Raw genomic sequence first — 16,638 nt, 5'->3', positions numbered from 1 at the left:
CCGCTTCTTACATGTAGCCCGAGCTGCGCAGGCGCTCGAAGCTGTCCTCGGCCTCGTTGTCCATGGCGCGGCCGGCGCGCTCCGGAATGCGGGTCACGACCAGTTCGGCGATGATCTCGTCGATGGTGCCGGCGGTGCTGTCCACCGGGAAGGTGATGTTCTTCTCGCCCAGCGAGCGGTAGCGCTTGCCGTCCTTGGCGAAGTACAGCGGGACGATGGGAATCCCCTCGCGCTTGGAATAGCGCCAGATGTCCAGCTCGGTCCAATGCAGCAGCGGGTGGATGCGGACGTGGGTGCCTTCGTCGAAGCGGGTCTTGTAATGGTCCCAGAACTCCGCCGGCTGGTCCTTCACGTCCCAGTCGCCTTCCAGCGAACGCGGGGAGAAGACGCGCTCCTTGGCGCGGGTCGCCTGCTCGTCGCGGCGGATGCCGACCATAATGCCCTGGTACTTGCCGGTGCGCAGGAGGTTCTTCAGCCCCTCCGTCTTGCGGGCGGCGGCGCGGGTCAGCGGCGGCAGGGTCTGGTCCATGTCCGCTTCCGGCGGGCACTGCTCGACCCGCAGGTCGAGGTCCCACTCCCCGGCGATGCGGTCGCGGAAGTCGTAGACCTCCTGCAGCTCCATCGTGGTGTCGAGCTGGACGACCGGGAACGGAACGCGCCCGAAGAACGCCTTGCGGCAGAGCCAGAGCAGGACGTTGCTGTCCTTTCCGATCGACCACAGCAGAGCCAGCTTGTCGATGCGGTTGTAGGCCTCGCGGAGGATGTAGATGCTCTGGCTCTCAAGGTAATCGAGATCGGCGGTCATTGTGCGGTTCCGGTCTTCTTGAAGGTGTGAATGCCGCATTCGGTCTTGGCGGTGCCGGCCCAGCGGCCCGACCGCGGGTCCGCACCGGGAGCGACGCGCTCGGTGCAGGTGAAGCAGCCGATGGACAGGAAGCCGTCGGCCTCAAGCGGGTGGCGCGGCAGGTTGCGCCGCGCGAATTCCTGGTCGATCCGCTCGCGGTCCCAGTGGGCGAGCGGGTTGATCTTGATGCGGCCCGTGCCCTCCTCCGCCTCGAACAGCGGAAGGGCGGCGCGCGTCGATGCCTGGAAGCGCTTGCGCCCGGTCACCCAGGCGTCGAAACCCTCAAGCGCGCGGTCCAGCGGCACCGTCTTGCGCAGATGGCAACAGGCGTCATGCGAGCGGGTGAACAGCAGGCTGTCGGGGTCCCCCGCCGCCAGATCAGCGTCGGTCGGGCCGATCGTGCGCACGCCGGTCAGGCCGAGCGCGGACACCAGCTTGTCGCGGTAGCGCAGCGTTTCCCCGAACAGCTTCCCCGTGTCGACGAAGAGAACCGGGAAGGACGGGTCGGCCTCCGCCGCCAAGGCGAGCAACACCGCCGATTCGGTTCCGAAGGATGAAACCACGGCGACGCGGCCGTTGAATTCATCATGCAGAAGCGCGTTCAGAAGCACCGCCCCGTCCAACCGCCCATAGCGTTCGGTGAGGTCGGCCACGCGGTCGAATTTCACAGCACGAGCGAGTCCATCGAGCATGGCCTGTTTGCCTATCCACGAAGTGGAGTATTTGTTCTGAATTGCACATTAACACCAGTTTCACGGCGTTGCAATGCATATACATTGTCTACTTGTATTATAGGTTTAAGTGAGTTTGTGAAATCTGTTGATTACACCCTGCCATAGCGCTTAAATGCGCCCATGATGTCTATTCACGATGGCTTCGGTGTGCATTCCGGGTGGCGGCGGTGATTCCGGTCGCCCTCGACCCTGCGCATGTGCGGATCACGCTGGTCGGCCAGGGGCCGCTGGCGAAGCGCCGCCTTGCGCAGTTGCTGGAAGGCGGCGCGGCACCGGCGGTCTATTCACCGGAACCGGATGCGGAATTGATTGCCCTCGCGGGAGCGGCCCTGCGCCGGGCACTGCCCTCGCCTGCCGACTTGGATGGCGTGCAGGTGCTGTTCGTCGTCGGCATCGACGACCCCGCCGCGGAGTCGCTGGCCCGTCAGGCACGCGACCGCAGCATCCTGGTCAATGTCGAGGATGTGATTCCGCTCTGTGATTTCCACGCGCCGTCTGTGATACGGCGCGGCGACCTTCTGATGACCGTCTCCACCGGCGGCAAAAGCCCGGCGCTGGCCCAGGTGCTCCGCGAACGGCTGGAGACTCTGTTCCCCGCCGTCTGGGCGGACCGGCTGGCCGAACTCGCCGCGCTCCGCGACCGCCTGCGCGCCGCGGGCGCCAAGGGACCCGAGGTGCTGCGCGCCTGCCGGGATCTGATCGCCGCCAAAGGATGGCTGCCATGATCGCATCGTCTCTTCTCTCGCGCCTGCCCGCCTTCGAGCCGGGCAGCGTCTGGCTGGCCGGGGCCGGCCCCGGTGATCCGGGCCTGCTGACCCTGCTGGCCGCCAAGGCGCTGGGCGAGGCCGACGCCATTGTCCACGACGCGCTGGTCGGCGGCGGCATCCTGGAGGCCGCCAACCCCGACGCCCTTCTGGTGGACATGGGCAAGCGCGCCGGCCACCCCTCGCCCAAGCAGGAGGCGATCAACGCCCGGCTGGTGGAGCTGGCGCGCGAAGGCCGGCGGGTGCTGCGGCTGAAGGGCGGCGACCCCTTCGTCTTCGGGCGCGGCGGCGAGGAGTGCCTGGCGCTGGCCGAGGCCGAGATTCCCTTCCGCGTGGTGCCCGGCGTCACCGCGGGGATCGGCGGGCTGGCCTACGCCGGCATCCCGGTGACCCACCGCGGCTTCGGCACCACGGCGACCTTCGTCACCGGCCACGACAAGGCCGGCGGTCTGCCCGCCGACCTGGACTGGGACGTTCTGGCGCGGCTGCCCGGCGCGCTGGTGTTCTACATGGCGCTGGGCACCATCGGGACCATCGCCGAACGGCTCGAAACCGCCGGCAAGCCGCCGATGACCCCGGTCGCCATCGTGTCGAGCGCCAGCACCGAGGCGCAGAGCGTCATCGAGACCAATCTTGCCCATTGCGCGCGGGACGTCGTGCGGCTACAGGCCAAGCGCCCCGCGATCGTCGTGGTCGGCGAGGTCGTGCGGCTGCGCGCCCTGATCGGCGCGTGGCAGCAAACCACCGGCCGGAACCCGTTTTCCATCGCCGTGTCGGCGTGAGCGTACGTGTTAGGAGTTGAAGGCATGGCGTTGAACGATAAGTCCAGGAACGAGGCGGTGCTGAAGGCCATCACCGCCAACCGCCTGCGCGACGGCGAGGTGATCTTCCTCGCCCCCGGCCCCGACCTCGGCTGGGTTGAGCGTCTGGACGACGCCGCCCTGTTCGAGGACGCGGCGGCCGCCGAAACGGCCCTGGCCGCCGCCAAGGCCAAGGCGGAGGGCGAGCAGTTCGCCGTGGACGTCTATGCCTTCGAACTGCGCGTCATGGACGGGCAGCGGGTGCCGGTCAAGACGCGGGAGCGCATCCGGGCGCTCGGCCCCACCGTCCGCATCGATCTCGGCAAGCAGGCTGCGGCCTGAACCGGGCGGCCACTTTTTTGACAAGGGCGAGTTCCATGAACCACATCGCGCCCGGCCGCAACGCCGGGGTCTACAGCTACGACGACATCGACCGCCGCTTCGTCGCGGAGCGCGTGGAGCAGTTCCGCGCCCAGGTCGAGCGCCGCCTGTCCGGCGAGCTGACGGAGGACGAGTTCAAGCCCCTGCGGCTGATGAACGGCCTCTACCTCCAGCTTCACGCCTACATGCTGCGCATCGCCGTCCCTTATGGCGTCCTGACCGCGCGGCAGCTCCGCAAGCTGGCCGAGATCGGGCGGAAGTACGACAAGGGCTACGGCCACTTCACGACCCGCCAGAATCTCCAGTTCAACTGGATCAAGCTGGAGGACACCCCGGCGATCCTGCACGAGCTGGCCGAGGTGGACATGCACGCGCTGCAGACCAGCGGCAACTGCGTGCGCAACGTGACCACCGACCAGTTCGTGGGTGCTGCGCGGGACGAGGTGGTGGACGGGCGAGTCTACGCCGAGATTCTGCGGCAGTGGACGACCCTGCACCCCGAATTCACCTTTCTGCCGCGCAAGTTCAAGATCGCCATCATGGGGTCGGACGCCGACCGCGCGGCCATCCGCGTCCATGACGTGGGCGTCTTCGCAAAGCGCAACGAGCGGGGCGAGGTCGGATTCACCTTCTACGTCGGCGGCGGTCTCGGCCGCTCGCCCTTCATCGGCAAGCTGATCCGCGACTGGGTGCCGGAAGAGGACTTCGTCGCCTATCTCGAAGCCATCCTGCGCGTCTACAACCAGTACGGCCGGCGCGACAACATCTACAAGGCGCGCATCAAGATCCTCGTCCACGAGCTGGGCCAGGAGAAATTCACCCAGGAGGTGGAGGAGGAGTTCGCCCGCCTGCGCGGCCCGAAATACCGCCTCGCGCCGGAGGTCGTCGACGAGATCCGCCGCCGCTTCGGCGGCCCGGCCTTCGAGACGCTGACCGACGAGCCGGAGTCCTTCCAGGCCGCCAAGGCCGCGAACCCGGACTTCGCCCGCTGGGTGGCGGTCAACGTGCTGGCCCACAAGGTCCCCGGCTACGCCGCCGCCACCATCTCGCTGAAGCCCGCCGGCGGCATCCCCGGCGACGCCACCTCGGAGCAGATGGAGCTGATCGCCGATCTGGCCGACGCGCACAGCTTCGGCGAACTCCGCGTCAGCCACGCCCAGAACCTCGTTCTCGCCCATGTCCGGCAGGACGCGCTGTTCACGCTGTGGACGGCGCTGGAGGCCAACGGGCTGGGCACGCCGAACGCCGGGCTGATCGGCGACATCATCGCCTGCCCCGGCCTCGACTACTGCGCGCTGGCCAACGCCCGCTCGATCCCGCTGGCCCAGGCCATCTCGGCCCGCTTCGCCGATCCGGCGCGGCAGCAGACCATCGGCGAGCTGGGCATCAAGATCAGCGGCTGCATCAACGCCTGCGGCCACCACCATGTCGGCGCCATCGGCATCCTCGGCGTGGATAAGAAGGGCGAGGAGTTCTACCAGATCACCGTCGGCGGCGACCCGACCCTGACCACGGCGATCGGCGACATCCTCGGCCCGGCGGTGACCGCCGACGAGACGGTGGACGCCATCGAAGCCATCGTCGAGGTCTATCTGTCCAACCGGCACGACGGGGAACGCTTCATCGACACGCTGAAGCGCGTCGGCCACGGCCCGTTCAAGGAGAGAGTCTATGCCGCTCATTAAGGACGGCCGCATCGTCGAGGACGAGTGGGTTGCGGTCGCCGACGGCGAGCCGGTTCCCGCCGACCGTCCCGCCATCGTCACCTTCGAGCGCTGGCAGGCGGAGCGCGCGAGCTTCGACGGGCGCAACGCGGCGCTCGGCGTCCGGGTCAAGAGCGGGACCCTGGCCCCGGCCATCGCGCCGGACCTGGACCGCTTCGCCCTGGTGGCGATCGAGTTCCCGAAGTTCCGCGACGGCCGCGGCTTCTCCACCGCGCGCGAGCTGCGGGAACGCTTCGGTTATCAGGGTGAAATCCGGGCGGTCGGGCACGTCATCCCCGACCAGTACCGCTTCCTCCTGCGCACCGGCTTCACCTCCGCCGAAGCGCCGGAGAACACCAACCCGGAGAGTTGGGCGCACGCCCTGACGGAGATCACCGTCGCCTTCCAGCCGTCGCTGGACGACCCACAGCCGCTGTCGCTCCTGCGCCGCCGCCTGGGGTCCTGACACGCTTCGCCCCGCGCCCGCGTCCCAATTTCATCGGAGCGGGCGCGGCGCGGTTTCACACCCCGCCAAACGCCCAGAACAGGCCGCCCGCCGCCGCCGCGGCGAGCGCGACCAGCACCCCGGCCACGGTGCGCCGCAACCGGGCCTCGCGCCGTTCGACCTCCTGGCGCTTTCTCAGCAGATACTGTTGCTCCGGCCCGAGAAAGGCCCCCGAATCGCCGTCCAGAGAGACGGAGCGTTTCGCATTGCCCCGGCTTTGTAAGACCGGGGTCGTCCGGACCTGCGGTCGCGGCGCCCGCCCCTCAAGGACCATCGATTCGCCCGCCAAAGAACGCCCGGCGGCGGAACGCCCCCGGCCGGTCTTCCTGGATGCCTTGCGTCTCTTGCTTGCCATAGCCATTCCCTCCCCATCCGCCTGCGGAGCATAGCGGTCCCGGCCGGCTTATCCAGCCCTGGAACGCGACAAGCCAGCAAAGTCACACCGCATGGATTCAGACTCTTATGCCGACGCATTGGGCAATTGAGGCGAATTTGCGGCGATCCCACGTCAGTTCCCGCGAATGCGGGCGAACGGCTGGAAAAATCCCGACAACATTGCTCACACCTCCAGCCAAAATCCGTACTATGCGGCATCGCGCCGATGCAGCCAGGATTCTCGCATGTCCCATGATGTTCCGCTTATTTCCATGATCGCCATCGCATTCGGGTTGGCCTTCATCTTCGGATATCTCGCCGACCGCATTCGCTTGCCTCCCCTCGTCGGTTATCTGGTCGCCGGCATCATCATCGGCCCCTTCACGCCGGGCTTTGTCGCCGACGGTGCCCTGGCCGCCCAGCTGGCCGAGATCGGCGTCATTCTCCTGATGTTCGGCGTCGGTCTTCATTTCTCGCCCTCCGACCTGCTGGCGGTCCGGAAAATCGCCGTTCCCGGCGCGGTCGGCCAGATCGGCCTCGCCACCGCGCTGGGCGTCGGGCTGGCTTGGTTGTGGGGCTGGAGTCTCGGCGCCGGTCTCGTGCTGGGCCTCAGCCTGTCGGTGGCGAGCACGGTCGTCCTGCTGAAGGCCCTGGAAGAGCGCGACATGCTGAACACCGCCGAGGGCCGCGTGGCGGTCGGCTGGCTGATCGTCGAGGACCTCGCGATGGTTCTGGCGCTCGTGCTGCTGCCGGCTCTGGCGGAGGTCCTGGGTGGCCACGCGCCCGGTGCCGCCGGGGGTGCCGCCGGGGGCCATGGCGCCGGCTCGGACGGGCCGATCTGGCTGACTCTGGCCCTGACGCTGGGCAAGGTGGCGGCCTTTTCCGTTCTGGCGATCGTGCTCGGCCCGCGCGTCGTCCCGGTGATCCTGACCAACGTGGCGCGCACCGGCTCGCGCGAGCTGTTCACCCTGTCGGTTCTCGCCATCGCGCTCGGCGTCGCCTACGGTTCGGCGGTGCTGTTCGGCGTGTCCTTCGCGCTGGGTGCCTTCTTCGCCGGCGTGGTGCTGAACGAATCGCGCTTCAGCCACAAGGCGGCCACCGATTCGATGCCGTTGCAGGACGCCTTCGCCGTTCTGTTCTTCGTGTCGGTCGGCATGCTGTTCGACCCGTCGATCCTGCTGCGCGACCCGCTGGCGGTCATCGCTGTGGTGGCTCTGATCGTGGTCGGCAAGTCGCTGATCGCCTTCGGCATCGTGATCCTGCTGCGCTTCCCGGTGGGCATGGGTCTGGCGGTGTCGGCCAGCCTCGCCCAGATCGGCGAGTTCTCCTTCATCCTCGTCGGGCTGGGCCTGTCGCTCGGCCTGTTGCCGGAAGAGGGGCGCGACCTCGTGCTGGCCGGCGCGCTGCTGTCGATCACGTTGAACCCGGCGGTCTTCGCGGGGGTCGCCGCGCTGCGCAAGCATCTCCAGGCCAAGCGGACGGCCGGTGTGCCGCCCTATGGCTGGGAGCAGTTCGAGCGGCTCCAGAGCAGCCTCGCCGACGCCCGCCACCAGGCGGAGGAGCGCGAGAAGGAGCATGACCTGCAAATCCAGGCGCTTGCCAAGACCTTCCCCGTGCTGTCGCTGCTGGACGCCCACGAGCAGGAACGGCTGATGATGCTGTTCCGGCCCAAGTCGGCGGTGCCTGGCGAGCGGATCATCCGCAAGGGCGACCGCGCCAACGCCATGTACTTCATCTCCTCAGGCGCCGTGGAGGTGCTTATGGAGGGCCAGACCATCCGCCTGGGCGCTGGCACGATGTTCGGCGAGATGGCGCTGCTGAGCGGCCAGCGGCGCAACGCCGACGTCGCCGCGGTCGACTATTGCCAGCTTCAGGTGCTGGAGCGGCGCGACTTCAACCAGTTCACCGCCCGCCACCCGGCGCTGCGCACCGCCCTGATCGACATGGCCGCGCAACGGCGCAAGATGAACCAGCAGGACGCCGCCACTGACGAGGCCGTGGCCGCATCGGAAAGCGCCGCCTGAGCGCACGCGCATTGCAACGGAACCGCCGCCGGCCTCTCCAGCGGAGGCCGGCGCCTTCGGCAATCCGGCCTTTGGAGAAAAGCAAAAGAAAAGGCCTTGGAGCCGATCAGCTCCAAGGCCTTTTCATCTTCCAGAACATTGGTCGGAGCGACAGGATTTGAACCTGCGACCCCCAGACCCCCAGTCTGATGCGCTACCAGGCTGCGCTACGCTCCGTTCGACGGACCGCCCTTCGTTCTGGAAGGGAGCGGGACTATAGCCGGGACCTTGGTCCAACGCAAGCGCTACAGTTCACTTTTTTCACACTTCTCGAATTTCTTTTTCCTCTCCCACCGCGAGCAGTAGGCGCGCCTCCCTCAACTCGTCAAGCGCCTGGGCGATGGCCTGCCGGATGGTGTCCGATAGGCCGTCGAGCGCAACGACCGGAGCGCCCCCCTCCCCGTCGAGCACGGCCACGCCTGCCTCGTTGGGAACGGCCTCGAAGGTGTCGGGTACATCCGGTTCCTCCGGCGTTTCCTCCACCCTCCGGGCGTCCGGATCGTCGTCCACCTTCCCGTCCTTCAGGAGGCGCTGGACACCCTTGATCGTGTAACCTTCGCCATACAGCAGGTTCTGAATCTGCCGCAGCAGGTCCACGTCCTCCGGGCGGTAGTAGCGCCGCCCCCCACCGCGCTTCAGCGGGCGGAGTTGCGGGAACTTGCCTTCCCAGAAACGCAGCACATGCTGCGGCACGTCCAGGTCGGACGACACCTCGCTGATCGTGCGGAACGCCGTGGCGGACTTCGTGGGGCCGCGCGCCTTCATATCCGGGAAACCCTTGTTGCCGGCCGGTTCGTGCAGCGGATCAGGAGACCGCCTTCACGCGCTGCGCCTCGGCTTCCTCCGCCTCAACGACCTCGTTGATGCGGTTCTTCAGGACGTGGCTCGCCCGGAAGACCAGGACGCGCCTGGGCAGGATCGGAACCTCTTCGCCGGTCTTCGGGTTGCGGCCGACCCGCTGCCCCTTCTGCCGGATCTGGAAACTGCCGAAGGACGAAATCTTGACCATCTCGCCGCGGGCCAGGGCGTCGGAGATCTCCTCCAGGACGCTTTCGACCAGATCGGCGGATTCGTTGCGCGACAGGCCGACCTCTTGGTAGACCGCTTCGCTGAGCTGCGCGCGGGTGACGGTGTTCTGTGACATGGTTCGCTTCCCCCCCGAAACCATAGGGGAAAAACCGTAATCCGGGGAAAGAACCCGGTCAATTCAAAAGCTTGGATCGCGTCGTTGTGAGCAGCGCAGCAAACGCCACCCTGCGGAAAAAGAAGCGGGTGCGCCGCTTACCAGCGCACCATCGCGGCACCCCAGGTCAGGCCGCCGCCGATGGCCTCCATGAGGATCAGGTCGCCGCGCTTCACGCGGCCGTCATGCACCGCCTCGCACAGCGCCAGCGGGATGGAGGCGGCGGAGGTGTTGCCATGGCGGTCCACCGTCAGCACGACCTTGTCGGACGGCAGCTTCAGCTTGCGGGCGATGCCGTCGATGATCCGCTGGTTGGCCTGGTGCGGCACCAGCCAGTCCACCGCCGACGGCTCCAGGCCGTTGGCGGCCAGGGCCTCCTCGACGACCGAGGACAGCTTGCTGACGGCGTGGCGGAACACGTCCTGGCCGTTCATTCGCACATGCCCGGCCGTGCCGGTGGTCGACGGGCCGCCATCGACGTAGAGCAGCCCGTACTGGGCGCCGTCCGAATGGAGGTGGGTCGACAGCACGCCGCGGTCCGCCGCGGTCCCGGCGGCGTCGTACCCCTCCATCACCACGGCCCCGGCGCCGTCGCCGAACAGGACGCAGGTGGTGCGGTCCTTCCAGTCGAGCAGGCGGGAGAAGGTCTCCGCGCCGATGACCAGGGCGCGGTTGGCCTGCCCAATGCGGATGAAGTTGTCGGCGATCGACATCGCGTAGACGAAGCCGGCGCACACCGCCTGGATGTCCAGCGCGAAGCCCTTGGTCCCCAGCGCCGCCTGCACCTTGGTCGCGGTGGCGGGGAAGGTGTTGTCCGGAGTCGTCGTCGCCAGCACGATGCAGTCGATGCTGGCGGCGTCCACCCCGGCATGCTCCAGCGCGCGGGTCGCCGCGGCGATGGCGAGGTCGGAGGTCAGTTCCCCGTCGGCGGCGATGTGGCGCGACTTGATGCCGGTGCGCTGGACGATCCACTCGTCCGAGGTGTCCACGCGGGCTTCAAGGTCGCGATTCGTGACGACGTTGGCCGGGAGGTAGGAACCGCAGCCGAGAACTCGGGAACGCTTGACCATGATGTTAGACCGCCGCCGCCTTCGTGTCGGGAAGAGGCTTGGCGTCGGCAAGACGCTGCATCTCTTCCTTGATTCGGTCGTTGAAACCGTTTGCCGCCAGATTGTAGGCCACACCGATGGCGTTGGCGAACCCGATGGCGTCGGTGCCCCCGTGGCTCTTCACGCAGACGCCGCGCAGGCCCAGGAACATGGCGCCGTTGTAGCGGCGCGGATCGGTGCGCTGCTTCAACCGCTTGAAGGCCCCGCGGGCCAGCAGGTAGCCGAGACGCGCCGTCCAGGAGGACTGGAACGTCCGGCGCAGGAACTCCGTGAAGAGCTTCGCCGTGCCTTCGGCGGTCTTCAGGGCGACATTGCCGGTGAAGCCGTCGGTGACGATCACGTCCACCGTGCCGGTGGCGATGTCGTTGCCCTCGACGAATCCGTGGAAGCGCCCGGGCAGCGGCATTTCGCGCAGACGGGTCGCGGCGGCGCGCACCACCTCGTTCCCCTTCACCTCTTCCGAACCGATGTTCAGCACGCCGATGGTCGGCTCGGACAGGTTCAGCGCGGTGCGCGCGAAGACCGCGCCCATCACGGCGAACTGCACGAGATTCTCGGGCTGGCATTCGGTGTTGGCGCCGAGGTCGAGCATGACGCTCTCCCCGCGCAGGGTCGGGAAGAAGGAGGCGATGGCCGGGCGGTCGATCCCGGGAATGGTCTTCAGCACGAACTTGGCCATGGCCATGAGCGCGCCGGTGTTGCCGGCGGAGACCACGCAGGCGGCTTGCCCGCCCGCCACCGAATCGATGGCGAGACGCATGCTCGACTGGCGTCCGGCGCGCAACGCGACCGACGGCTTGGCGTCGCCGGCCACGGCGTCCGGGGTGTGGCGCACCTCGGCCACCGCTCTCAAGGCGGGCCGCTGCGCGAGCAGCGGCTCGATGCGGGCGGTGTCCCCGAACAGCAGGTAATGCACCTGCGGGTGACGCTCGCGGGCGATATCCGCCCCGGCAATCACCATGTCGGGTCCTTTGTCACCGCCCATGGCATCAAGGGCAATGGTCAGGCGCTGGCTCACCGCGGACAGGCTCCCTGGCTAGGACGTAGGGCGGCCAACCAAACCGCCATCAGGCCGCCGGAGCGCTCTGAACCACTTCGCGCTGGTCGTAGTGACCGCAAGAGCCGCAGACATGGTGCGGGCGCTTCAGCTCGCCGCAGTTCGAGCACTCGGCGTAGGACGAGGTCGGGAGAGCGTGGTGCGAGCGACGCATGTTGCGGCGCGACTTGGAGGTCTTCTTCTTCGGAACAGCCATGGCCGTAAACTCTCTTCATTGTAAAAGGCGGCCCGAAGAGGGGCCGCCTGACGCGAGCGGCATTCAATACGGCAATTGCCCCCGAAGGGCAAGCCCGTTCCGCCCTCAATTCTGTCGTTTCAGACGTTCCAGCGCGGCGAACGGGTTCGGCTTCTCCGGATCGGCGCCGGCATCATCATCGGCGGGGGCCGCAGCCTCCTCCTCCTCTTCGCCTTCGCTGTATCCGTCGAACGCCACGCCTTCTGCATGAGGATAGGGGTCGAGCGCCAGGGACAAATGCTGGGCGGTCAATTCACCGATGTCGATGCGCCCGTTGGCCATCGCCTCCGGGATGTCCTCCTCGGCGATGTTCGGGTCGATTTCGATCTCGTCCTCCTCGCCGGGGACCATCGACTCCGGCGCGAACAGAGCGCCGAAGCGATCGGAAACCTGGGCGGGCACCGGCTCCAGCGTGACGACGCAGGTCTGCACCACGTCGGCTTCCAGTTCCCCTTCGACGCGCACCATCTGGCCGCCGCGCACGGAGCGCAGGCGGACCCGGGCGGTCAGCCGCCCGATTCCCTCCAATTCGAACCGCTCGGCCAGCGCCTTGCGCTCGGCCTCCGTCGCCTCGATGGTTTCGACCAGGTCGCCGTCGCGGTGGACGGCGTCGGCGCGGACGATGCGCGAGAATTCCGGAATGGGGCCGGCGGAGAGCGGAGGCGTGTTGCGCATGTCAGGCAGTTCCTTGTCACAGCGCCCGTTCTGGAGCGGGCGCCTTCGTCTCAATGTCAGATGAATTCGGACGCCGGGAAAGGCAAGTCCAATTGGCGCGCCCAATAGCAAGGAGAGACTCGATGGGTGCGATCAGCCGGCGCCGGGCGGCGGACCGAAGCGCACCTCTCCGGCCATGAGCGACTCCAGAGACTGCGCCTCCAGCCCGGCGGCCTCGCGCCGGACATAGGCCGCCAGAACGGCCAGCCGCTGCGGCGGCACCTCCGATACGGTGCCATAGACGTTGTTGTCGAGCGCGACCTGCAACGCCGCATCGCCCTCGTCGCCGTCTTCGGCGGCAAGCGCGCGGTCGTAGACCTCGATCCGGCCGGCGATGCCGCGCGCCATGGTCTTGATGCGCCGCCCGACTCCGCTGTCGCCCACCCCCTGCTCCATCAGCGACTTCTCGAAATGGTCGATCATCGCTTCGAAGAGCAGGCGCGAGCGGTCCGCCGCGGCGGCCCCCTGCCCCTTCAGGCGGCGCATCACCAAGAAGACGTGAAGCACCACCATGTCGAATCGCCCGTCCAGCGTGTCGGGAACGCCGAGGTCACGGTAAAAGGCCGGCCGGCGGGCCTGCGCCGCGATGGTGAGATAGAAATCGGCGACGGCACGGGCTTCACGCCGGCGCCGGAACAGGCGGTCAAGCACGGTTTCTCTCTCGCTCGGAGTTTCGTTGACAGGACAAACCGCGTGATGCGATTGTCCCGGCATTGCGGGCGGAGTCCGGCCTGCCGCTCGAGTCCGGCGGTCCGCCCGCGCCATCATAGCCTGAGCACCATGACGAGATCGATTCCTTCGGCGCTGTGCGCCTTCGCCTTTCTGGGTCTCGCCGTCTCCGCGTGCTCGCCCACCGTGGCGACCCGCGGCAACATGGCGGACCCCGACCGCATCGCCGAGATCAAGGCCGGCCAGTCGCGGCGGGAGGATGTGGCGGACATCCTCGGCACGCCGACTTCCGTGGGAACCTTCGACCAGAATGTCTGGTACTACATCGGCCAAAAGACGGAGAAGGTCGCCTTCTTCCAGCCGAGCGTGATGGAGCGCCGTGTCGTCGTCGTCCATTTCGACGACGCGGGCGTGGTGACGGAGATGAAGCAGCTCGACGCCACGGACGGCCAGCAGATCGACATCGTCGATCGCAGCACCCCCACCGCCGGCCGCGAGCTGAACTTCCTCGAACAGATGCTCGGCAACGTCGGGCGCTTCTCCGCCAAGGACTCGCGCAACCGCGGCCCCGGCCGCTGACGCCAATCGGTCTGCAGACACACGAAAAGCCCCGCTTCCGCGGGGCTTTTCTTTTGGTGCCGTCCCGACCTCCGTCGATCCGACTCAGCCGATCTGGGCGAGGATCGCCAGCAGCAGGATCGCCACGATGTTGGTGATCTTGATCATCGGATTGACCGCCGGACCGGCTGTGTCCTTGTACGGGTCGCCGACGGTGTCGCCGGTCACCGCCGCCTTGTGCGCGTCGGAGCCCTTGCCGCCGTGATTCCCCTCCTCGATGAACTTCTTGGCGTTGTCCCAGGCACCGCCGCCCGAGGTCATTGAGATGGCGACGAAGATTCCCGTCACGATGGTGCCCAGCAGCATGGCGCCCAAGGCGGCGAAGGCCTGGGCCTGACCGGCGATGGCGGCGATGACGATGTACAGCACCACCGGCGCCAGCACCGGCAACAGCGACGGGATGACCATCTCCTTGATCGCGGCACGGGTCAGCATGTCGACGGCGCGCCCATAGTCGGGTTTGGCGGTGCCCTCCATGATGCCGCTGATCTCACGGAACTGGCGGCGCACCTCCACCACCACCGATCCGGCGGCGCGCCCGACCGCGGTCATGCCCATCGCCCCGAACAGGTAGGGCAACAGGCCGCCGATCAGCAGCCCGACGACCACATAGGGATCGTCCAGCCGGAACTCGACCGCCACGTTCGGGAAATAGTGCTTCAGATCCTGCACATAGGCGGCGAAGAGCACCAGAGCGGCAAGGCCGGCGGAGCCGATGGCGTAGCCCTTGGTCACCGCCTTGGTGGTGTTGCCGACGGCGTCCAGCGCGTCGGTCGTCACGCGGATGTCCTTCGGCATGTCGGCCATTTCGGCGATGCCGCCGGCGTTGTCGGTCACTGGGCCATAAGCGTCGAGCGCCACCACCATGCCGGCCAGCGCAAGCATCGTGGTCGCGGCGATTCCGATGCCGAAGATGCCGGCCTGCCCATAGGCGATGATGATGCCGACGCAGATGACCAGGACGGGAAGAGCCGTCGCCTCCATCGACACGGCCAGCCCCTGGATCACGTTGGTGCCGTGCCCGGTCTCCGACGAGCGGGCGACGCTGCGCACCGGGCGGAAGGCGGTGGAGGTGTAGTATTCGGTGATCCACACCAGCAGGCCGGTCACGCCCAGCCCGACCAAGGACGAGACGAACAGGTTGCCGCCGGTCACATACCCGCCGCCGTTCAGGGGGATGGGCCGGGTGAAGCCGAACATGATCGCGGTCACGATCAGGATCAGCACCAGCGAGATGCCGGCAGTCGCCGCCAGCCCCTTGTAGAGGGCGGCCATGATGTTGTTGTTGCTGCCCAGCTTCACGAAGAAGGTGCCGGCGACGGAGGCGGCGATGCAGACGGCGCCGATGACCAGCGGGTAGACGAGCAGCAGGCGGATCACCTCGCCCGAAAAGAAAATCGCCGCCAGCAGCATGGTGGCGACGATGGTGACGGCGTAGGTTTCGAAGAGGTCGGCGGCCATTCCGGCGCAGTCGCCGACATTGTCGCCCACATTGTCCGCGATCACCGCAGGGTTGCGGGGATCGTCCTCCGGGATGCCGGCCTCGACCTTGCCCACCAGATCGGCTCCGACGTCGGCCCCCTTGGTGAAGATGCCGCCGCCCAGACGCGCGAAGATGGAGATCAGCGAGGCGCCGAAGCTGAGGGCGACCAGGGCCTCCAGCACGGCGCGGACCTCGATCGGGTCGGTCACGCGGTAGATCATCGTCAGGATGCCGTAATAGACACCCACCCCCAGCAGACCCAGCCCGACCACCAGCATGCCGGTGATCGCTCCCGCCTTGAAGGCGATGTCGAGCGCCGGGGCCAAGCCGTGGGTCGCCGCCTGAGCCGTGCGCACATTGGCCCGCACCGACACGTTCATGCCGACATAGCCGGCGGCCCCCGACAGGACCGACCCGATCAGGAAGCCGATGGCCACATGCAGGCCGAGGAAGGCGCCGAGGATGATGAGAAGAACCACGCCGGCGATGGCGATGGTGGTGTACTGGCGATTCAGATAGGCTCGGGCGCCCTCCTGCACGGCCGCAGCGATTTCCTGCATGCGGTCGGAACCGGCGGAGGCCGCCATGACTTGCTTGCCCGCGTAGTACCCATACGCCAGGGCCAACAGGCCGCTGGCGATGATGATGACGAACGCTGCTGCCATCGGTTCCCCCAAATTCTTATGGTTTCGGGCCCGATTACCGCCTTGTCGTGAAAACGACCCGTACAAACGAAGGTGGATGACGGGCGAGTTGTTCCCGAAAAGGATGCCGAAGAGAATGGCACAATGCAACAGCCGCCACGCTCGAATAGGCGCGGCGATTTGGCCGAGGCGCTCCTGACTTTCGGATAGGCTTTTTTAAGAACGGTTACAAATTGCGCTGTGTAACCACCTGAACAAGAACATTTTGCACCACACCCTCCCCCACCACTTTCGCGGCGGCGGCGGCGAGTTTTTCTTTTACGGCAATGATGTTGACCAAGTTGCCGGTCATCACCGACCGGTCGTCGACAGCGGCGTAGAGGGTCGACAGGCAGCGGTCGTAGACGAGCGGCTGGCGGGCCTGGACATAGGGAACCTTGTCGAGAGCGACTTCCAGCGTGACGACCACGGTCACGAACTGCTCCACCTTCTGCGTGCCGATGGCCGGGACGACAAAGGGAGCCATGCGGACGAAGCCGGTGGGCGGCTTGGGCGGCGGCTCCTCCTTCTTGGGAGCCGACTCCTCATGCTCGACGAAATACTTGTTGTAGATCATCCAGCCGCCGAAGCCCGCGCCGCCCAGCAGCAGCAGGCCCAAAACCAGCAATATGACGGCCTTGATCACGCCCATCCCTTCCCGGATACGGAACGGATCGAGCCTAGCGCCGCCCTGCTTTCGATTGCGTTAAGCGGAGTC

Annotated in this window: 19 protein-coding genes and 1 tRNA gene; 7 read left to right on the top strand and 13 right to left on the bottom strand. The window is 67.2% G+C overall.

Going from position 1 to position 16,638, the window contains the following annotated elements; translation table 11 throughout:
- Positions 1–7 precede the first annotated feature (7 nt).
- Together cysD and ACFPMG_RS04435 are read right to left on the bottom strand one after the other, a co-directional pair.
- Positions 8–805 carry a sulfate adenylyltransferase subunit CysD gene (cysD, locus tag ACFPMG_RS04440; RefSeq protein WP_376993993.1) on the bottom strand — a complete coding sequence of 266 codons (798 nt, stop codon included), beginning with the start codon at positions 803–805 and terminating at the stop codon, positions 8–10.
- Positions 802–1,536: a phosphoadenylyl-sulfate reductase gene (locus tag ACFPMG_RS04435; protein WP_376993992.1), complete on the bottom strand. Its 735-nt coding sequence runs from the start codon at positions 1,534–1,536 to the stop codon at positions 802–804. Before ACFPMG_RS04435 ends, cysD begins: the two co-directional genes overlap by 4 nt.
- A gap of 209 nt (positions 1,537–1,745) precedes the next feature.
- On the opposite strand from ACFPMG_RS04435, the gene ACFPMG_RS04430 reads away from it, so the two are divergent.
- The 5 genes from ACFPMG_RS04430 to ACFPMG_RS04410 are packed head-to-tail and all read left to right on the top strand — an operon-like array spanning position 1,746 to position 5,692.
- Entirely contained in the window at positions 1,746–2,303 is a 558-nt protein-coding gene (locus ACFPMG_RS04430) for a precorrin-2 dehydrogenase/sirohydrochlorin ferrochelatase family protein (protein WP_376993989.1), read from the top strand.
- Positions 2,300–3,124: a uroporphyrinogen-III C-methyltransferase gene (gene cobA / locus ACFPMG_RS04425; protein WP_376993988.1), complete on the top strand. Its 825-nt coding sequence runs from the start codon at positions 2,300–2,302 to the stop codon at positions 3,122–3,124. Before ACFPMG_RS04430 ends, cobA begins: the two co-directional genes overlap by 4 nt.
- 24 nt (positions 3,125–3,148) lie before the next feature.
- Positions 3,149–3,484: a DUF2849 domain-containing protein gene (locus ACFPMG_RS04420; protein WP_376993987.1), complete on the top strand. Its 336-nt coding sequence runs from the start codon at positions 3,149–3,151 to the stop codon at positions 3,482–3,484.
- Between the two features lie 35 nt (positions 3,485–3,519).
- Positions 3,520–5,208: a nitrite/sulfite reductase gene (locus ACFPMG_RS04415; protein ID WP_014240753.1), complete on the top strand. Its 1,689-nt coding sequence runs from the start codon at positions 3,520–3,522 to the stop codon at positions 5,206–5,208.
- A complete protein-coding gene (locus ACFPMG_RS04410) occupies positions 5,195–5,692 on the top strand; it encodes a DUF934 domain-containing protein (RefSeq protein ID WP_149648679.1) in 498 nt (165 codons plus the stop codon). The genes ACFPMG_RS04415 and ACFPMG_RS04410 overlap by 14 nt, the downstream gene beginning before the upstream one ends.
- 55 nt (positions 5,693–5,747) lie before the next feature.
- Here the strand turns inward: ACFPMG_RS04410 and ACFPMG_RS04405 are convergent, their stop codons facing one another.
- Positions 5,748–6,086, bottom strand: a complete 339-nt coding sequence (locus ACFPMG_RS04405) for a hypothetical protein (protein ID WP_376993986.1) — start codon at positions 6,084–6,086, stop codon at positions 5,748–5,750.
- A 292-nt stretch (positions 6,087–6,378) separates the two neighbouring features.
- Here ACFPMG_RS04405 and ACFPMG_RS04400 point away from each other — a divergent pair, with 292 nt between their 5' ends.
- Positions 6,379–8,130 carry a cation:proton antiporter domain-containing protein gene (locus tag ACFPMG_RS04400; RefSeq protein WP_417281697.1) on the top strand — a complete coding sequence of 584 codons (1,752 nt, stop codon included), beginning with the start codon at positions 6,379–6,381 and terminating at the stop codon, positions 8,128–8,130.
- A gap of 139 nt (positions 8,131–8,269) precedes the next feature.
- Here ACFPMG_RS04400 and ACFPMG_RS04395 read toward each other — a convergent pair.
- The 8 genes from ACFPMG_RS04395 to ACFPMG_RS04360 form a co-directional block, all read right to left on the bottom strand.
- Positions 8,270–8,346: transfer RNA gene (locus tag ACFPMG_RS04395), tRNA-Pro, on the bottom strand.
- Positions 8,347–8,430: 84 nt separating this feature from the next.
- Positions 8,431–8,934: a MerR family transcriptional regulator gene (locus ACFPMG_RS04390; RefSeq protein WP_376993983.1), complete on the bottom strand. Its 504-nt coding sequence runs from the start codon at positions 8,932–8,934 to the stop codon at positions 8,431–8,433.
- A 40-nt stretch (positions 8,935–8,974) separates the two neighbouring features.
- On the bottom strand, positions 8,975–9,313 hold the full coding sequence (locus ACFPMG_RS04385; RefSeq protein ID WP_014240747.1) for an integration host factor subunit alpha: 339 nt from the start codon (positions 9,311–9,313) through the stop codon (positions 8,975–8,977).
- Positions 9,314–9,450: 137 nt separating this feature from the next.
- Positions 9,451–10,422, bottom strand: a complete 972-nt coding sequence (locus tag ACFPMG_RS04380) for a beta-ketoacyl-ACP synthase III (protein WP_376993982.1) — start codon at positions 10,420–10,422, stop codon at positions 9,451–9,453.
- A 4-nt stretch (positions 10,423–10,426) separates the two neighbouring features.
- Positions 10,427–11,479 carry a phosphate acyltransferase PlsX gene (gene plsX / locus ACFPMG_RS04375; protein WP_014240745.1) on the bottom strand — a complete coding sequence of 351 codons (1,053 nt, stop codon included), beginning with the start codon at positions 11,477–11,479 and terminating at the stop codon, positions 10,427–10,429.
- A gap of 49 nt (positions 11,480–11,528) precedes the next feature.
- The gene (gene rpmF, locus ACFPMG_RS04370) at positions 11,529–11,714 is read right to left on the bottom strand and encodes a 50S ribosomal protein L32 (RefSeq protein ID WP_014240744.1); all 186 of its coding nucleotides are present in this window, start codon (positions 11,712–11,714) and stop codon (positions 11,529–11,531) included.
- Between the two features lie 105 nt (positions 11,715–11,819).
- On the bottom strand, positions 11,820–12,428 hold the full coding sequence (locus ACFPMG_RS04365; RefSeq protein ID WP_376993981.1) for a YceD family protein: 609 nt from the start codon (positions 12,426–12,428) through the stop codon (positions 11,820–11,822).
- A gap of 132 nt (positions 12,429–12,560) precedes the next feature.
- Positions 12,561–13,118 carry a ubiquinol-cytochrome C chaperone family protein gene (locus ACFPMG_RS04360; RefSeq protein ID WP_376993980.1) on the bottom strand — a complete coding sequence of 186 codons (558 nt, stop codon included), beginning with the start codon at positions 13,116–13,118 and terminating at the stop codon, positions 12,561–12,563.
- 129 nt (positions 13,119–13,247) lie between these two features.
- Between ACFPMG_RS04360 and ACFPMG_RS04355 the strand changes: the two genes are divergently transcribed.
- Positions 13,248–13,715, top strand: coding sequence for an outer membrane protein assembly factor BamE (locus ACFPMG_RS04355; protein ID WP_376993979.1), 468 nt, complete (start codon positions 13,248–13,250; stop codon positions 13,713–13,715).
- Positions 13,716–13,799: 84 nt separating this feature from the next.
- Here ACFPMG_RS04355 and ACFPMG_RS04350 read toward each other — a convergent pair whose 3' ends face one another.
- Both ACFPMG_RS04350 and ACFPMG_RS04345 read right to left on the bottom strand, forming a co-directional pair.
- Positions 13,800–15,902: a sodium-translocating pyrophosphatase gene (locus tag ACFPMG_RS04350; protein ID WP_376993978.1), complete on the bottom strand. Its 2,103-nt coding sequence runs from the start codon at positions 15,900–15,902 to the stop codon at positions 13,800–13,802.
- Positions 15,903–16,107: 205 nt separating this feature from the next.
- Positions 16,108–16,572, bottom strand: coding sequence for a hypothetical protein (locus tag ACFPMG_RS04345; RefSeq protein ID WP_376993977.1), 465 nt, complete (start codon positions 16,570–16,572; stop codon positions 16,108–16,110).
- Between the last annotated feature and the right edge of the window lie 66 nt (positions 16,573–16,638).

Origin of the sequence: Azospirillum himalayense (assembly GCF_042657465.1) — a bacterium.
Taxonomy (GTDB): Bacteria; Pseudomonadota; Alphaproteobacteria; order Azospirillales; family Azospirillaceae; genus Azospirillum; species Azospirillum himalayense.
The sequence above is the reverse complement of the archived record's forward strand: the minus strand, read 5'-3'. Positions and strand labels throughout refer to the sequence as shown.

Bases quoted from the DNA above. Each gene is read 5' to 3' on its own strand.
- cysD (WP_376993993.1), bottom strand. From the start codon at position 805: ATGACCGCCGATCTCGATTACCTTGAGAGCCAGAGCATCTACATCCTC.
- ACFPMG_RS04435 (WP_376993992.1), bottom strand. From the start codon at position 1,536: ATGCTCGATGGACTCGCTCGTGCTGTGAAATTCGACCGCGTGGCCGAC.
- cobA (WP_376993988.1), top strand. From the start codon at position 2,300: ATGATCGCATCGTCTCTTCTCTCGCGCCTGCCCGCCTTCGAGCCGGGC.
- ACFPMG_RS04420 (WP_376993987.1), top strand. From the start codon at position 3,149: ATGGCGTTGAACGATAAGTCCAGGAACGAGGCGGTGCTGAAGGCCATC.
- ACFPMG_RS04415 (WP_014240753.1), top strand. From the start codon at position 3,520: ATGAACCACATCGCGCCCGGCCGCAACGCCGGGGTCTACAGCTACGAC.
- ACFPMG_RS04410 (WP_149648679.1), top strand. From the start codon at position 5,195: ATGCCGCTCATTAAGGACGGCCGCATCGTCGAGGACGAGTGGGTTGCG.
- ACFPMG_RS04405 (WP_376993986.1), bottom strand. From the start codon at position 6,086: ATGGCAAGCAAGAGACGCAAGGCATCCAGGAAGACCGGCCGGGGGCGT.
- ACFPMG_RS04400 (WP_417281697.1), top strand. From the start codon at position 6,379: ATGATCGCCATCGCATTCGGGTTGGCCTTCATCTTCGGATATCTCGCC.
- ACFPMG_RS04390 (WP_376993983.1), bottom strand. From the start codon at position 8,934: ATGAAGGCGCGCGGCCCCACGAAGTCCGCCACGGCGTTCCGCACGATC.
- ACFPMG_RS04385 (WP_014240747.1), bottom strand. From the start codon at position 9,313: ATGTCACAGAACACCGTCACCCGCGCGCAGCTCAGCGAAGCGGTCTAC.
- ACFPMG_RS04380 (WP_376993982.1), bottom strand. From the start codon at position 10,422: ATGGTCAAGCGTTCCCGAGTTCTCGGCTGCGGTTCCTACCTCCCGGCC.
- rpmF (WP_014240744.1), bottom strand. From the start codon at position 11,714: ATGGCTGTTCCGAAGAAGAAGACCTCCAAGTCGCGCCGCAACATGCGT.
- ACFPMG_RS04365 (WP_376993981.1), bottom strand. From the start codon at position 12,428: ATGCGCAACACGCCTCCGCTCTCCGCCGGCCCCATTCCGGAATTCTCG.
- ACFPMG_RS04355 (WP_376993979.1), top strand. From the start codon at position 13,248: ATGACGAGATCGATTCCTTCGGCGCTGTGCGCCTTCGCCTTTCTGGGT.
- ACFPMG_RS04350 (WP_376993978.1), bottom strand. From the start codon at position 15,902: ATGGCAGCAGCGTTCGTCATCATCATCGCCAGCGGCCTGTTGGCCCTG.
- ACFPMG_RS04345 (WP_376993977.1), bottom strand. From the start codon at position 16,572: ATGGGCGTGATCAAGGCCGTCATATTGCTGGTTTTGGGCCTGCTGCTG.